Source organism: Halorubrum sp. JWXQ-INN 858, from assembly GCF_009806985.1.
Lineage (GTDB): Archaea > Halobacteriota > Halobacteria > Halobacteriales > Haloferacaceae > Halorubrum.
Genome location: NZ_WUAX01000016.1, coordinates 627322 through 643760, shown reverse-complemented (window position 1 = coordinate 643760; position 16439 = coordinate 627322). Strand labels below are relative to the sequence as shown.

Annotated in this window: 11 protein-coding genes; 4 read left to right on the top strand and 7 right to left on the bottom strand. The window is 68.9% G+C overall.

Going from position 1 to position 16439, the window contains the following annotated elements; all coding sequences use genetic code 11:
* Positions 1–113: 113 nt before the first annotated feature.
* From GRS48_RS14960 to GRS48_RS14950, 3 genes are all read right to left on the bottom strand, one after another.
* Complete coding sequence (locus tag GRS48_RS14960) at positions 114–644, bottom strand: 50S ribosomal protein L16 (protein ID WP_159487938.1); 531 nt, start codon at positions 642–644, stop codon at positions 114–116.
* 171 nt (positions 645–815) lie between these two features.
* Positions 816–1730, bottom strand: coding sequence for an endonuclease NucS (nucS, locus tag GRS48_RS14955; protein WP_321168490.1), 915 nt, complete (start codon positions 1728–1730; stop codon positions 816–818).
* A gap of 604 nt (positions 1731–2334) precedes the next feature.
* On the bottom strand, positions 2335–2568 hold the full coding sequence (locus tag GRS48_RS14950) for a hypothetical protein (protein WP_159487936.1): 234 nt from the start codon (positions 2566–2568) through the stop codon (positions 2335–2337).
* Positions 2569–2724: 156 nt separating this feature from the next.
* On the opposite strand from GRS48_RS14950, the gene GRS48_RS14945 reads away from it, so the two are divergent.
* A complete protein-coding gene (locus GRS48_RS14945) occupies positions 2725–4572 on the top strand; it encodes an asparagine synthase-related protein (RefSeq protein ID WP_159487934.1) in 1848 nt (615 codons plus the stop codon).
* Positions 4573–5086: 514 nt separating this feature from the next.
* On the opposite strand, the gene GRS48_RS14940 is transcribed toward GRS48_RS14945, so the two are convergent.
* The 4 genes from GRS48_RS14940 to GRS48_RS14925 form a co-directional block, all read right to left on the bottom strand.
* Complete coding sequence (locus GRS48_RS14940) at positions 5087–6376, bottom strand: adenosylhomocysteinase (RefSeq protein WP_159487932.1); 1290 nt, start codon at positions 6374–6376, stop codon at positions 5087–5089.
* A gap of 93 nt (positions 6377–6469) precedes the next feature.
* On the bottom strand, positions 6470–7168 hold the full coding sequence (locus GRS48_RS14935) for a phosphoglycerol geranylgeranyltransferase (protein WP_159487930.1): 699 nt from the start codon (positions 7166–7168) through the stop codon (positions 6470–6472).
* Positions 7169–7293: 125 nt separating this feature from the next.
* Positions 7294–8961 carry a HAMP domain-containing sensor histidine kinase gene (locus GRS48_RS14930; RefSeq protein WP_159487928.1) on the bottom strand — a complete coding sequence of 556 codons (1668 nt, stop codon included), beginning with the start codon at positions 8959–8961 and terminating at the stop codon, positions 7294–7296.
* Positions 8962–9043: 82 nt separating this feature from the next.
* Positions 9044–11638: a DNA topoisomerase gene (locus GRS48_RS14925; protein ID WP_159487926.1), complete on the bottom strand. Its 2595-nt coding sequence runs from the start codon at positions 11636–11638 to the stop codon at positions 9044–9046.
* A gap of 192 nt (positions 11639–11830) precedes the next feature.
* On the opposite strand from GRS48_RS14925, the gene GRS48_RS15300 reads away from it, so the two are divergent.
* The 3 genes from GRS48_RS15300 to GRS48_RS14910 all read left to right on the top strand — a co-directional run bounded on the left by GRS48_RS15300 (position 11831) and on the right by GRS48_RS14910 (position 16397).
* Positions 11831–12295, top strand: coding sequence for a DUF192 domain-containing protein (locus GRS48_RS15300; protein ID WP_321168489.1), 465 nt, complete (start codon positions 11831–11833; stop codon positions 12293–12295).
* A 124-nt stretch (positions 12296–12419) separates the two neighbouring features.
* Positions 12420–16106, top strand: a complete 3687-nt coding sequence (locus GRS48_RS14915; RefSeq protein WP_159487922.1) for an LAGLIDADG family homing endonuclease — start codon at positions 12420–12422, stop codon at positions 16104–16106.
* Positions 16107–16397: a hypothetical protein gene (locus tag GRS48_RS14910; RefSeq protein ID WP_159487920.1), complete on the top strand. Its 291-nt coding sequence runs from the start codon at positions 16107–16109 to the stop codon at positions 16395–16397.
* Positions 16398–16439: the final 42 nt, after the last annotated feature.

Genomic DNA, 16439 nt, shown 5'->3' with positions numbered 1-16439 from the left:
GGTCAGATCGTTGGCGTAGTTGGCGCAGGGCGTTGTCGGATTCATCCCCGCGCTAAAGCACGGGGCTTTCTCCTTGCCACCTCCGTAAAAACGGGTCGACGGGGGCGGGGCGGCTACGAGACGAGCAGCTCCTTGCCGCGGTCGACCGTGATCCGGCACGGCGGCGAGAGCTTGTTGTACGCGCGGCGGAACGCCTCCTTCACGACGTCGGCCTGGTCGGCGTCGCAGTACGCCGTGAACACGACGTCGTTCGCCTTGAGACGGGCGGCGGTGCCGACGGGCTTGCCGAACGCCTGGCGCATGCCGTCGGAGACGCGGTCCGCGCCCGCGCCGGTCGCCTGCTTGTTCTCGCGGATGACCTGGTGGGGGAACTTGCGGAGCGTCATCTTGTAGTTGCCCTCGCCGAGCTCCTTGATGAGGTGGCGGTTCGCCGACAGGCGCGAGCTCTCCAGCGAGCCGTGGCGGATCTGCAGCTCCTCCTCGACGCGGAGGCTGATCTGCACCGGGTAGTCCTCCGGCTCCGCGGAGAGGTCGCCCATGTTGTGCTGGGCGATCTTCGAGCCGGGGATGCCCGTGATGTATTCTCGTCGGGTGTACGACGGCTTGTCGATCGTCCGATACATAGAGGCGGGTTTGTCAGACATGGCTACTTGTCCGATGTAGCCCTCGCAGCGGCGATAAACCCTTCGATACCTCGACGGACGGGGCGCCTCTCCGGGATCCGTCCCCGTGGGGTAGTGGGTGGCGTCCTCTCCCCTTCTCGGGTCGGTTCACTCGCTGTCGGGGTCGGCTTCGGCTCCTGTCCGGAGGCGGACTCACTCCTCGTCGTTCCTGCCGCGGCGATCGTCGTCTGCCCCCGCGTCGTCGCTCACGCGTCCGTCGCCGTCCGTCCCCTCGGGCCGCGGGTCGAGCGCGACGTGCTCGAACCCCCGGTCCGCGAGCAGCGCGGCCGCGCGGTCGGTTATCGACGGTGCGACGAGCACGCCACGGACGCCGTCGCCGTCGTCGTCATCGCTGCCGGCGTCGTCGTCGCCGTCGTCGCCCTCGCCGTCATCGCCATCGCTGTGGACATCGCCGTCGTCACCGTCGGTATCGGCTCGATCGTCGTCGAAACCGCCGGTGCGGTACTCCTCCCGAACCGCCTCGACGTATCGGTCGAGCTGGCCGACCGCATCGGGCCCGACCCGGCGTCGCTTCAGCTCGACGACGACGGGCCGCCCCGCCCCGTCGACGCCGAAGACGTCGACCGGGCCGGCGCTGGTGGGACGCTCCGTCTCGCGCGGCTCGAAGCCCGGGTCGACGAGCGCCGGTCGCTCGAGGACCCGGGTCCGGAGGTCCTCCTCGCTCCCGTGGAGGTCGAGGTCACGCCCCCCGGTGACGGTCATCGTCGACAGCTGGTGGACGTCGGAGAACCGGACCGTGAGCGTCTCGGCCGGTGACGACCTGACCGACCGCACTCGGAGGCGGCCCTCACGGACTGCAGCGTGGTGTTCCGAGCCGGGCGGCTGCCAGTTGACGGGCGTGCGTCCCTCGTCGGTGTGGACGAGCGCGGCCCCGTCGGGCTTCAACACGACCAGGCGGTCGCCGGAGCCGAGTTCCGAGGCGGCGCGTCCCGTATACGAGACCGTACACCGCCCGAAGGCGGTGATCAGGTCGCCGCGCTCGAAGGCGGCCTCCAGCTCCCACAGCGCCTCGCGATGGCTCGGGTCGTGGACGCTCGTCACGGTCACGGGCGGGCTAGGGCCCGGTCGCGGAAAAGGAGCGCGGGGCGTGGGACGCAGGGTTCGGGATGTGGGGTTCGGGATGTGGGGTTCGGGACACGCGACCCGGCTCTGCGGCGCTGTTGAAACCCGCGTTTCAGACGTGGTCTGAGCTGAAACAGCTGGTCGCTAACAGGCGCGAATCGAGCGGTTCGGCGCTCGTTTCGTTTATCAGTGTTGTCGAGGGAGCACGTGGCTATTTATGAGAACCTGCGACGGTCAGGAGCATTCGGCGGAGCGGCGAGTAGGGATCGAACCCGCCACCGCAACCGCACCGCAGCCTCACGCCTCCCCAGCCTCGGCGGACGGGCGGCCGCGGAGCGGTCCCGCGGCCGCCCGCCACCTCCCTCGCGCGCGTCGGAGTCGCGCGCGCCGACCACCATGGATCGTTTATAAATGACGTGGTCACTCACCGGGGCCGTTTATAAACGAACGACCGCTCTCGGGATCGCTCGATGCGTCCCCTGTACTGAGCGATCCGTGAGTTTCCTGCATTGACCGCAGCCGGAGCGGAACGTTTTTTTGTTGAGAGTTTCAGTAGGGCCGAACGTCGGATACCGACAGCGAAGCGTTCCTACGCCTGTTCTTCGGGTCGTGCGAAACCCACGCCGCCGGCGAGGATGGCAGTCCCGGCGAGGACCGTCGCTCCGAGGACGACGAAGCCGTCGTCCGGATCCAACCCCGCGATCGCTGCCGCGACGTCGACGACGAACATCGTGACGAACACGCTCAGGATGGCGAACGCGAGCATGACGGCACCGGCGAGGAGCGCACTAGCCAACGAGCCAAACGCATCGAGAATTCCCATTACGATTCGAGTTCACGAGTGAAACGTAAGTAAGTGGCCATTCTGGTTTATAAGTTGTATTCGGGCGAACGGCCGTTTCGTGTGAGAACGGACCCGAAGAACGGGACCTCGGCGGAGCCCACGATACATAAATACCCCGCGGCGTCAACCCACTCTATGCACGTCGACCTCCGTGGTCCGGGGTGGGTACGCCGCGACGGCGTCGCCGCCCGCGGGCGAGCGTTCGACGGCGACGACCTCCTCGACGCGGACGGGATCGTCGAACGCTTCGCGGCGGTCGAGCCGACTGAGGCGGATGCGACCGCCACGGTCGCTGCAGTCGCCGCGGTCGCCCGCGAGCTGGAGGGGTTCTACGCGGCGATCGTCGAGGAGCGGGCCGGCTCGTCGACCGCGGCGGTCCTCGTCGCCGACGGCGCGCGGTCGGTCCCCCTTTATTACGGGGTCCGCGACGGTTCGCCGACCGTCTCCGACCGAGGGCGGGTCGTCCGCGACGCGCTCGACGCGCCCACGGACCCCGTCACGGAGAGCGAGTTCCTGTTGACCCGGTACGTCTCCGGGCCGGAGACGATCTGGGAGGGCGTCCGGTCGACACGCGCGGGCGACGTCGTCCGGGTCGACGACGGGGGAACCGTCGAGTCACACACCTATCGCGATCACTGGCCCGGAGGGAGCGACGCGTCGCCCGTCCCGTCCTCGTCACCGTATCGCCGGCTCGGGGCGGGGCTCGAACGGGCGTTCGATCGGGCGGCGCGGGTCGCCGGCGACCGTCCGATCGTCGTCCCCCTGTCGGGCGGCTACGACTCGCGGCTGGTCGCGAGCGAGTTCGTCGCCCGCGGTCACGACGTGATCGGGTTCACTTTCGGTCGGTCGGGTCACCCGGACGTCGAGGTCAGCCGGGAGGTGGCCGCGCGGCTCGGGATCGAGTGGCGGTTCGTCCCGTACGACGCGGGGACGTGGCACGAGTGGTACGGCGGCCCCGCGGGCGGGGCGTACCGGCGGGCGGCGTTCGGCGGCGACGCGCTCCCGTTTCTCGCGGAGTGGCCCGCGGTTCGGACCCTCGTCGCCGAGGGGCGGGTCCCTCGGAACGCGCTCTGGTGTCCCGGTCACACCGTCGCGACGCCCGGCGAGCGGCTTCCACGGTTCGCGAAGTCGGGGGCGGAGTCGGGCGGATCGGGCACGGCAGACGCGCGGGACGGGCCGATCCCGCCGACCGTCGACGCGCTCGTCGACTACGTCCGCCGGACGCACTACGCGCTCTGGGAGTGGGACGACGACCGGTTCCGCGCGGCGGTCGACGGGCGGATCAGACGGGGGCTGCTCGGTGATCGGGATCCCGACACGATCGACGACGCGGCGTCGGCGGCGGCCGCTTACGAGCGGTGGGAGTGGCGCGCGCGGATGACGACGTTCACCAACGGCGACCGTCGGGCCTACGAGGACGCCGGCGTCGAGACGTGGCTGCCGCTGTGGGACCCTGCGTACGTCCGCGCGTACGCGTCCCTGCCACGGCGGCTCCGTGCGGACAAGCGGCTCCACGCGCGGCTCGCGGTCGATCGGTATCGCACGGCCCTGGGCTCCGGCGACGTCGACCCCCACGCCGGCTCCGGCGACGCGCGTCCACCGATCGGCCCCGATCGCGCGGGGGTCACCGACCGGACGCTCGCCCCGATCGACCGCCACCTCGCGCTGCTGTGTCACACCCCAGTCCGACAGTTCACCGAACGGGACGGTCGGTGGGACCCGCCGTTCCTCGCGCCGCGGTCGTCGTGGGGAGCGCGTGGGTCCCACCCGCTCGCGTGGGACGCGATCGTCGCCCCCGGCGTCCACGAGCGACTCCCGCCCGTACGGAACCTCTACGCGCTGCGAACGCTGGCGGCCGCGGGCCGGATCGACCTCGACGACCCCGCGAGCGTGCCGACGGAGCGCTTCGTGCCGCTCGACCGCGACGCCGACGGGGCGGGTGCGGTTCGCCTCCGGCTCCCGACGGAGACCGACGGGGCGTGACGCGCCGTCGCGGGCCCCGCTCGGCACCGCCAGCGGCGCGGCCGGTTTATGAGGGCTCGTTGTCGTGATCGGCGGCAGCGTCGTCGTTTATCAATCCTCGACCGCACCGCGCCGCGCTGCGCCGAACCGCACCGCACCTCGTCCCTCCCCAGCCTCGGCCGCCGGCCTCCACCGGAAATCGGAGATTTCCGAGCAGTCGGACTCCGTCCGACGACCTCGCGCGCGATCTCGAGGGCGACCGACGGGAGCCCGAGAGCGCGAGGGACGGAGCCGCGAGCGACGCGCGCGCCACGGCCGTTCTGCTCTTTATCTGCACGCGGAACGCCGGTCCGTCTCGTTTATATGTCATCCGCGATCGGCAGTGTGCGGTCGCTGGACCGTCGCTGAGGTTGTGAGACTGTGCGGGCGGTGCGGAGCGGTCGCTGACGACACGGGGACGCCGCATCGTATTTAACTAGGATCGCTGTTCAGACCGTCGTTCAGGAGGCGACGCCGGTTCCGCGCAGCGACCGTCTCAGGTCCCGTGCTGCCAGCTCCCCATGTACTCGCGCTGCTCGGCGGAGAGCGTGTCGTGGGCGACGCCCTCGGCGGCGAGTTTGATCTCCGCGACCTCGCGGTCGAGGTCGTCGGGGACGTCGTGGACGCCCGCCTCGTAGGCGTCGCCGTTCGTCGCCAGCTCGCGGACGCACACCGCCTGCACGCCGAAGCTCTGGTCCATCACTTCGACGGGGTGGCCGAGCGCGAGCGGGGCGGCGAGGTTGACGAGCCGCCCCTCCGCGAGGACGTTCAGGACGCGGCCGTCGGGCAGCTCGAACCCCTCGACGCCGTCGCGCGCCTCGAAGCGGTCGACCGCGAGGTCGCCGAGGTCCTCCAGGTTCACCTCCACGTCGAAGTGGCCGGCGTTCGCGAGGAGGACGCCGTCGTTCATGACCTCGAAGTGCTCGCGGGTGATCACGTCGCGGTTGCCCGTCGTGGTGATGAACACGTCGCCCTTCTCGGCGGCCTCGGCCATCGGGAGCACCTCGTACCCCTCCATGTGCGCCTCCAGGGCCTTGCGCGGGTCGACCTCACAGACGATGACGTTCGCGTTCTGTCCGGACGCCTTCTTCGCGACGCCCTGCCCGCACTTGCCGTATCCGCCGACGACGACGTTCTTGCCGGCCCACGAGAGGTTCGTCGTCATGGCGATGGTCGCCAGCGACGACTCGCCGGTGCCGTGGACGTTGTCGAACAGCTGTTTCATCGGCGTGTCGTTGACGGCGAAGACGGGGTACTTGAGCTCGCCGTCGGCGTCCATCGCGCGCAGCCGGTGGACGCCCGTCGTCGTCTCCTCCGCGCCGCCGACGATGGAGTCGATCAGCTCGGGGTACTCCTCGTGAACGAGTTTCACCATGTCCATCCCGTCGTCGACGGTGATCGTCGGCTCGTGGGCGACGACCGCGTGCATCGCGTCATAGTACCCCTCGTCGTCGACGCCCCGGACCGCGTAGGACGTGATCGACTCGTGGGCATCGAGCGCCGCGGAGACGTCGTCGTGCGTCGACAGCGGGTTACAGCCGGTGATGGCGACCTCCGCGCCGCCGTCGGCGAGCAGCTCGACGAGGTTCGCCGTCTTCGCCTCGACGTGCATCGCCATCGCGATGACCTCGCCGTCGAGGGGTCGCTCGGCGGTGAACTCCTCGCGGAGCGCCTCCAGGATCGGCATGTGCTGGAGCGCCCAGTCCATCTTTCGGCGGCCCTCCTCGCGGGCCGCGGCGGGGTCTGACAGGTGTTCGGTGACCGGCAGGTACGTGCTTTCGCTCATGTCGTCGCGTTCGATCACCGTCCACAAAACGCTGCCGACACCGCGACGGGCACGGGCCCGTCCCGAACCCTCGCGGGACCCGTGTGTAACCGATCAGGCGTCCTTCGCGCCCTCGACCGTCTCGCGGACGGCGTCGACGCCTTTCTCGTGGAGGAGGTCGCCGACGACGATCACGTCGCTGTGTTCGGCCATCGTCCGCGCGGAGTCGTAGTCGTGGATGCCGCCGCCGTAAAAGAGGGTGGCGTCGTCGAGCGCGTCGTGGGCGGCGGCGACGGTCTCGGTGTCGCCGAAGGTGCCCGAGTACTCGACGTACACGATCTCCTGGCCGAACATCCGCTCGGCGACCTTCGCGTACGCCTCGACGTCGTCGGCGTCGAGGTCGCAGTTCGCGTTCGTCAGCTCGGCGACGGAGGCGTCGGGGTTCAACACGATGTACGCCTCCGTGTGGGTTCGCTCCCAGTCGAGGTCGTCGATCCGGACCCACTCCTTGTGCGCGCCGGTGATCCAGAACGGGCCGCCGGCGTTGAAGACGGTCGGGATGAGGTAGCCGTCCAGCGCGGGCGAGTCGATGACGACGCCCGGGTTCGACGGCTCCTGGTACAGCGGGACGTCGTACGCCGCCGCGGCGTCGACGACGCGGGACATCTTCCCGGCGGTGACGTCGAGGGTGCCGCCGATCTCTATCGCGTCCGTACCGGTCCGACAGACGTCCTCGAACGTCTCCCCGTCGCACAGCTCCTTGTCGGGATCGACCTTCAGCACGTGGTCCCAGTCGTCCCACGGGTTGCTCATTGACAGCCTCTCCTCCGGGGGTGAATAAAAAGGTGCGGAAGCGGGGACGCCCGATCGGGGGGTTTCAGGCCGGCTCCCGGTCGTTCGACCCGCGCCCGATCACCGGTCGTTCGACCCGCACCGATTCACCGGCTATCGGCATCGCCTCGGCTGTCGGCGAGTCGTAGCGTGAGTTCGATCCGGCTCCCGCCGCCCTTGCTCTCGGCGATGTCGACGGAGCCGCCGCCGGCGGACACGACCCAGTTGACGTACCAGAGACCGAGCCCGCTCGAGTGGTCGAGCGGCGTCTCCTCGCCCGTGAGGACCGCCCGCTCGGCCGCGGGGATCCCGGGCCCGTCGTCGGCGACGACGAGGGACGCCCACGACTCGCTGGGGAGCTCTGCGGCGCGGATCCGGACGCGTGCGTCTCCGCCCTCGGCGTGGCGGACCGCGTTGTCGACGAGCTCCGTGAGCGCCTCGGGGAAGCGTTCGACGGCGCTGACCGCGATCCCCTCCGGTGCGGCGACCTCGATCGTCGCCTCCTCGGCCACGTCGTCGGGCAGCGCTTCGACCGCCGCCTCGATCGCCGCTGACAGGCGGATCGGGACCGGTTCGGGACGGTCCTCGATCAGCCCATCGATGCGGCGGGCGGTCTCTCCGGCGCGAAGCAGCCGGCCCGCGGTGTCGACGACGCGCTCGAGCTGTGACTCCGTGACCGGGTCGCCGGCGCGCCGCATCGCCTGCTCGGAGAACCCCACGATCGCGTTGAGGTCGTTCCGGAAGTTGTGTCGGAGCACGCGGGTCAACACCGCGACCCGCTCCTCGCGGGTCGCCGCTCCCGTCCGGTCCTCGCCGATCCCGACCGCGCCGACGACCGCCCCGTCACGACCCGTGACCGGGCCGAGCGTGAGTCGATACGGGACGTCCTCGCCCGCGCGGGTGACGAGCGTCGGCTCCACGGTCACGACGTCGCCGGCGCGGTAGACCCGGGCGACCGCGCCGGCGACGTCCTCGGCGTCCTCGTCGTCGAATAGCCCCGTCAGCTCTCGCCCCGATAGCGCCGGTTCGGCGTCGCCGACGTCCTCGACCAACCGGTCGTTCCACCACGACAGCGTCCCGTTCGCGTCGACCCGGAACAGCGCCGCCGGAACCGTCCGCGAGACCGCCTCGATCAGCCGGCGATCCGTTCGAACTTCGCGCTCGGCACGTGCACGCGGGGTGACGTCCGTCACGCCGAGTACGATCCGGTCGCGTCCGTCGATCGTCGTCCGCCGCGCGACGACCGCGACCCGACGGCGGTCGCCGTCGCCCCTCTCGACGGTCCACTCGAAGCGCTTCCGGGCGTCGCCGCGGGCGTCACCGCCGCCATCGCCGTCGTCACCGTCGTCACCGCCGCCCCGTCTGTCGCCGTCATCGTCGTCATCGCCGCCACTGCCGTTATTGCCGTCATCACCGACCGCGTCGAGCACCGTCTCGACGGGCTCCCCGTCGGTCGTCTCGCCCGTCTCACCGAGGTCCGGGACCCCCATGAACGTGAGCGTCCGTGAGTCTATTCCGAACAGCGCCGCGGCGGGGTCGTTGACTGCCCGTATCGCGAGGGTGTCGGGATCGCACGCGAGCGCCGGCCCGGGGATCCGGTCGACGAACGCCTGAAGCGCGGTCGGGGGGTCGGCGAGTGCCGCCTCGGGAGGCGCGTCAGACGACGGCCGCTCCGGGTCCGAGGCCTCGGTTTCCCTCTCGCGCGGCTCCCCGATCGGACCGCTCTCAGCCTCGGTCAACGGGGATGACGGTCGGTCGTCGTTCTCGTGGGGCATGGGATCCGTGCGGCTACGTGTTCGATCGGTAAGGAGTTCGAACGTGTATAGTTACCTCTTCACAATCGTTCGGCGGGCTCGGTCAGTCGGCGTTCGCCTGCCAGTCGCGAACCGTGTCCGCTCCCACGCCGTCGACGTCGGCGGCGAGGTCGTCGGGGTCCGCCGATTTCAGGTCCTCCACGCCGTCTATTCCGGCGCCCTGTAGTTTCTCGGCGGTCTTCTCGCCGATCCCCTCGACGGTCTCGAGCTCCGATCCCTCCTGGCGTGCCTGGTACTCGCGGTAGTTACAGATCGGACAGCCGAGCTCCCAGGGCTCGTCGCCGGAGTGCACGCGGAGGTGCGGGAGGTCGTGCTCCGCACAGACCTCGTCGGTCACCTCGATCTCGCCGCGGCGGGGCAGCGGGAGCGAGTACTCACAGTCGGGGTACCGGGTGCAGCCGACGAGCCGCGAGCCCGAGCGGAGCTGCTTGATCGCCAGCTCGCCGCCCGCCGACTCGCCGCAGTCGGGACACGCCCCGATCACCTCGTCGTCGGCCGCGTCCGCCTCGTCCGCCTTACACCCCGGGCAGCCGTGGACGAACGTCTTCCGCCCCGCGAGCATCTTCACGTGGTGGAGCCCGTGCTCCTCACACGCCTCCTCGAGGATGAGCGGCTTTCCGGTCGACGGGAGCGGGAGCGTGTACTCGCAGTCGGGGTAGCCGTCACAGCCGACGAAGTACGAGCCGTATCGCGACTTCCGGACGAGCAAGTCCTCGCCGCACTCCGGACAGGGCCCCAGCGTCTTGTCCGCCTTCATCGACTTCCGCAGGTGGTCGCCGACGTCCTCGCGGGAGTCGGTGAGGTCGTCGAACACCCTCCTGAGGAGCTCCCGGGACGCCGCGGTCACCTCGTCGTACCCCTTCTCGCCGGCCGCGATCGCGGCCATGTCGCGCTCGAGCTGGGCGGTCATCTCCTCGCTGACGACGTGGTCCGCGAACTCCTCGGCCGCCTCGACGACGGCCTCCGCCAGCCGGGTCGGACGCGGCGGGTCGCTCTCGATGTAGCCCCGGTCGTACAGCTTCTCTAAGGTCCGGTGGCGGGTCGCTTTCGTCCCCACGCCGCGCGACTCCATCTCCTCGATGAGCCGCGACTGGCCGTACCGCCGCGGCGGCTGCGTCTCCTTGGCCTCCGTCCGGCGGTCGTCGAGGGTCAACCGCTCGCCGACCTCGACGTCCGGCACGATCCGCTCGTCGCTCGACAGGTACGGGTAGACGTCGTGGTACCCGGCCTCGAGCAGGCGCTTCCCGTTCGCCTTCAGCCGGAGCCCGCCGTCGGCGGCGAGTTCGGGGGTCCCCTCGGCGTCGTCGGGGTCCCGGAGCGCGGCCACCGGATCCGCCTCGCGGGCGATCGCCGTCGCCTCGCCGTTCGCCAGCGCGACCACCTTGAGCCGCTCCCACGTCGCCGGCGCGGCGCAGGTGGCGAGGAAGCGGCGGACGATCAGTTCGTACACCGTCCACTCGTCGTCGGAGAGGTCCGACGCCGACGGCAGCTCCCCGGTCGGGTGGATCGGCGGGTGGTCGGTCGTCTCCTCGTCGCCCTCGGTGGGCTCGATCTCCTCGCGCTCCAGCAGGGACGCGGCGTCCTCGCCGAACGTCCCCGACGCGGCGAGCGCCTCCAACAGCTCGCGCGGGTCGAGGTCCTCGGGATAGACGGTGTTGTCCGTCCGCGGGTAGGTGACGTAGCCGGCGGTGTACAGGTCCTCGGCGATGGACATCGCCCGCTGGGCGGCGTAGCCGAGCGACCCGGCCGCGCGGATGTACTGGGTCGTGTTGAACGGGGCCGGCGGGTCGTCGACCTGCGTCCGGCGGTTCACGTCGTCGACGGTCGCCCCGTCGGCGGCGGCGAGCGCCCCGGTGAGGACCTCGGCCACCCCGCCGTCCCAGACGCGCCCCGCCTCGTTGCCCGCGTCGTTCAGGTAGAAGTAGCTGGCCTCGAAGGCGTCGCCGGCCCCCTTCGAGAGGTCGGCGTACAGCTCCCAGTAGTCCTCGGGGTCGAACGCCTGGATCTCGCGCTCGCGGTCGACGATCAGCTTGAGCGTCGGCCCCTGCACCCGTCCCACGGAGATGAAGTCGTCGCCGAGCTGTCCCGCCGACAGCGAGAGGAATCGCGTGAGCGCGGCCCCCCACGTCAGGTCGATCACCTGGCGGGCTTCGCCCGCGGCCGCCAGGTCGAAGTCCAGCTCGTCGGGCTCCGCGAACGCTCCCTGCACCTCGTTTTCGGTGATCGACGAGAAGCGGACGCGGCCGATCGGGACGTCCGCGTTCACCTCGCGGACGAGCTCGTACGCCTCCTTGCCGATCAGCTCGCCCTCGCGGTCGTAGTCGGTCGCGATGACGACGCTGGAGGCGTTCCGGGCGAGCCGTCGCAGCGCCCGCACGATCCCCTCCTGTGTCGGCTGCTTCGTCGTCGGGGCGTCGATGAGCTCGACCGGCTCCACGTCGCGCCAGTCGTTGTACTCGGCGGGGAAGTCGACGCCGACGACGTGGCCGGAGAGGCCGATACAGCGCTTCCCGCCCCACTTGTACACGTTGACGTCGTTCAGCCGCTCCGACGTCGCGGACTCGCCGCTGAGGATGTCGGCGATCCGCCTCGCGGCGTTGTCCTTCTCCGTGATGATCAGTTCGGGGCCCCGACTCATTGGCGGTGGATACGCCGCTCCCGCGCCTAAACCTTTCGCGACGGCGGACCGCTCCCACCGCGCGGGATCGCCCGCCCGCGGGCCTGCCGGCGCGCTCGCAAGTCCCATACGTCACGGTTTCGTCGCCACGCGTCGCGGGATCGGCCGGCTCGCTTGCCAGGGGTATTTGTGTCCCGCCGGCCACGGGCGCGTGTGCGACTCGTCCACCGTCCCGATCCGCCGAACGGCCGTCATCCCGGCTCGTCGACCCGACCCGACGCTCCGGGGGACCGCGACGCCCCTGACGACCGTGACGTCCCCGACGACCGCGACGTTCCCGATGTCCTCGACGACCGCGAGGAACGGACGCTCGCGACCGACGTCGCGCTCGCGGAGACGACCCTCCAACAGGCTCGCGGGCTGATGTTCCGTCGTTCGGTCCCCGACGGGTACGCGCTCGCCTTCCCGTTCGAGCGGACGGCGTCGCGAACCCTCCACATGCTGTTCGTCCCGTTCGCCATCGACGCCGTCTGGGTCGCCGACGGCGAGGTGACGGCGACGAAGCGGCTCGCGCCGTTCGTCGGGCTCGGCCGCGGGACCGCCGACCTGATAGTCGAGCTCCCCGCCGGTGCCGCGGACGGCGTCGCCGTCGGCGACGAGGTCGCCCTCGTCGAGTAGCGGCCGGCGAGACGGGGACCGGGGGAACGGAAGCAGCAGGAACGGTGGCCGGCGAAGCGATGGACGACCACTTCCGGGCCGCGAACCTGAGGTTCATACGTGATGCCGACGAAGGGGCGTCGTAATGGCTCAGGCCGGGAATCAGGACCTCACGGAGCGGTTCATTCAGTTCTATCGGAACTACTACCGTGACGAGATCGGCAGGCTCGCACAGCGGTACCCGAACGAGCAGCGGTCGCTGGCCGTCGACTACGACGACCTCTTCCAGTTCGACCGCGACCTGGCCGAGGACTTCCGCAGTCAGCCCGACCAGATGCGCGAGTACGCCGAGGAGGCGCTCCGGCTGTACGACCTTCCCGCCGACGTCAGCCTCGGCCGCGCACACGTCCGGATCGAGAACCTCCCCGACGGCATCGACATCCGCGGGATCCGCGTCCACGACGATCACATCGGCAAGCTGGTTTCGATCCAGGGGATCGTCCGCAAGGCGACCGACGTCCGCCCGAAGGTGACGGAGGCCGCCTTCGAGTGTCAGCGCTGTGGGACGATGACGTACATCCCCCAGAGCGACGGCGGCTTCCAGGAACCCCACGAGTGTCAGGGCTGTGAACGGCAGGGCCCCTTCCGGGTCAACTTCGACCAGTCCGAGTTCATCGACTCCCAGAAGCTGCGCATCCAGGAGTCCCCCGAGGGGCTCCGCGGCGGCGAAACGCCCCAGTCGATCGACCTCGACATCGAGGACGACATCACCGGCGAGGTGAGCCCCGGCGACCACGTCACCGCCGTCGGCGTCCTCCACATCGAGCAGATCGAGCAGGGCAACGAGAAGTCCGCCATCTTCGATCTGTACATGGACGGGGTGTCCATCGCCATCGAGGACGAGGAGTTCGAGGACATGGACATCACCGAGGAGGACAAACGCGAGATCATCGAGCTCTCGAACCGCCCCGACATCTACGACGCGATGGTCGACTCCATCGCGCCGGCCATCTACGGCTACGAGGAGGAGAAGCTCGCGATGATCCTCCAGCTGTTCTCCGGCGTTACCAAACGCCTCCCCGACGGGTCGCGGATCCGCGGCGACCTGCACATGCTCCTGATCGGGGATCCAGGTACCGGAAAGTGTCAAGAATATAATACGAAAGTGACGCTAGCCGACGGAACGGAGACCGCCATCGGAGACCTGGTGGAGTCAAACCTCGACGAGCCGATAGCCGTCGACGATGGTGTGTACGAGCCGGTCGACATCGGGGTTCAAACGGTAACGGAGGCGGGTGCGGTCGAGATCGGGAACGCGACCAAGGTCTGGAAGCGGGAAGCGCCCGACCGGATGTATCGGATCACGATGGCTTCGGGGCGGGAGGTGGAAGTGACGCCATCACATCCGCTGTTCAAACAGTCGGACAGAAGATTATCACCGCAACGGGCGGATCAGTTCGCGGAAGGCGATCTAGTCGCAGCTCCTCAGTGTCTCGACGCGGAGTGGAACGATTCGATCGATGTCTCGTTCCAGCGGGTCGAAGCGTACAACGCGAACCCGTTTACACCGCCTGAACGGCTCGATCCCACCCTATCGCGGCTTCTCGGATATATCATCGCCGAAGGGTATACCCAGGTGTCGGGGTCAAGCGCCGCCACCAGTATTACGAACGTCGACGAGGAGATACTGACGGACGCAGAGAACTGCTTCCGGCAGTTGGGTCTTCGGTGGTCCCGTCGACGGAAACACGACCACGAGACCGCCGAGATAGTCAGCTGCTCCTCGTTGGAGTTCGTCCGGTTCCTCAAAGAGCTCGAACCGGCGATTCTCGAGACCTCCGAGCATCAGGTCGTCCCCAGCTGTCTTAAACGAGCGACTCCGCCCAACAAGGCGGCGTTCTTACGGACGTTCATCGATAGCGAGGGAACCGTTTCGGCCACGCAACGCGAAATAACCGTTTCCTCGATGAGTCGAGAGTTGCTGACCGACGTACAGACGCTACTGGTCACGTTCGGTATCCAGAGCCACGTACGGGCACGACACAACGACAGCTATCGCCTTCGTATCAGTGGGGGAGACTTCATCGAGTACGTCGACGAGATCGGATTCGTTACCGACCGCAAGACCGCGGCCGCGGAAGCGTTCGACGACGTTTCAGAGAACACCAACACGGACGTGGTGCCCGGGCTGAGCGATGACCTTCGACGGATTCGGGAGGCTCTCGCGTTGTCACAGTCCGATCTCGAACTGCCACGGCCGACGTATCAGCACTACGAGCGTGGTGACAGAAACCCCAGCAAAGCGAGCCTCAGAGCAGTCGTCGACACGTTCGAGACCCGCCTCGCGTGGCTTCGCAAGAAGCGTCGCGAACTGTTGGACGGTGACTGGCAAGCCGTCGAAACGCTGAGAAGGGAACTAAACGTCTCTCAAAGGACGCTATCCGACGGAATGGACGTCTCTCAGACGGCGATCAGCTACTACGAACGAAACGAAGTCGCTCCCGATGGTGGACGGACGGCGGCCGCGAAGGACGTGATCCTCGATCGCCTCGACGAAGCGCTGTCCGTCGCTTCTGACGTCTCCGAACTCGACGAGTTGTGCGAGAACGACGTCCACTGGGATCGGATCGAGTCGATAGTGCCGGTCGAGCCGGATTACGAGTGGGTCTACGACCTCGAGGTCGCTGAGACACACACGTATCTCGGGAACGGCATCGTCTCGCACAACTCCCAGATGCTATCATACATCCGACAAATCGCACCGAGATCCGTGTACACGTCGGGGAAGGGCTCCAGTTCGGCGGGGCTCACGGCCGCGGCGGTTCGCGACGACTTCGGCGACGGCCAGCAGTGGACGCTCGAGGCCGGCGCGCTGGTGCTCGCGGACAAGGGGATCGCCGCCGTCGACGAGCTCGACAAGATGCGATCGGAGGATCGCTCGGCCATGCACCAGGCGCTCGAACAGCAGCAGATCAGCGTGAACAAGGCCGGCATCAACGCCACGCTGAAATCTCGGTGTTCGCTGCTGGGCGCGGCGAACCCCAAGTACGGTCGGTTCGACCAGTACGAGCCGATCGGCGAACAGATCGACTTAGAGCCCGCGCTCATCTCGCGGTTCGACCTCATCTTCACGGTGACCGACCAGCCGGACCCCGAACACGACGCGCGGCTGGCCCAACACATCATCAAGACGAACTACGCCGGCGAGCTCAACACCCAGCGCGAGAAGCTGGCGAGCTCGGAGTTCACCGCCGAGCAGGTGGCGGACGTCACCGACGAGGTCGCCCCGGAGATCGACGCCGACCTCCTCCGGAAGTACATCGCACACGCCAAACGCGACTGCTATCCGACGATGACCGAGGAGGCGAAGGAGCTGATCGAGCAGTTCTACGTCGACCTCCGATCGAAGGGGGCCGACGAGGACGCGCCCGTTCCCGTCACCGCGCGGAAGCTCGAGGCGCTCGTCAGGCTCTCCGAAGCGAGCGCGCGGGTTCGGCTGTCGGACACGGTCGAGCGGGAGGACGCCGACCGCGCCACGGGCATCGTCGAGTCGTGTCTCAAGGACATCGGCGTCGATCCGGAGACGGGGCAGTTCGACGCCGACGTCGTCGAAACGGGGACCTCGAAGACCCAACGCGACCGCATCAAGAACATCAAGGGGCTCATCGCGGACATCGAGACGGAGTACGAGGAGGGCGCGCCCGTCGAGGAGGTGCTCGGCCGCGCCGGCGAGATCGGGATGGATCAGACCAAGGCCGAGGCGGAGATCGAGAAGCTCCGCACGAAGGGCGAAGTGTACGAGCCGAAGCAGGGCCACCTGCGGACGACGTAGATGGACCGGATATCCGCGCTCCGGAACGTCGAGGACGCGCTGCGGGCGTTCGAGGAGGGAGAGACCGACCTCGCGGGAACGGAGCGGCGCGTGGCGGCCGTCCTACGGACCTACGCGACCGACTTCGACGGCGAGGACCACGTGTTCCGCGCGGTCGGCGACGAGCCGGTCCACGGGACGGTCGTCGTCGCGTCCTCCGCGCCCGCGGCCCGGGAACGCGTCCTGGCGGCCGCGGGGATCGACCCCGAAGCCGACGTACAGTCCCCCTCGTTCGACGTCGACCGCGTCTGACGCGCTCCGGCGTTCGCTTGCGGCGTCTTTTAAGAACCTCGC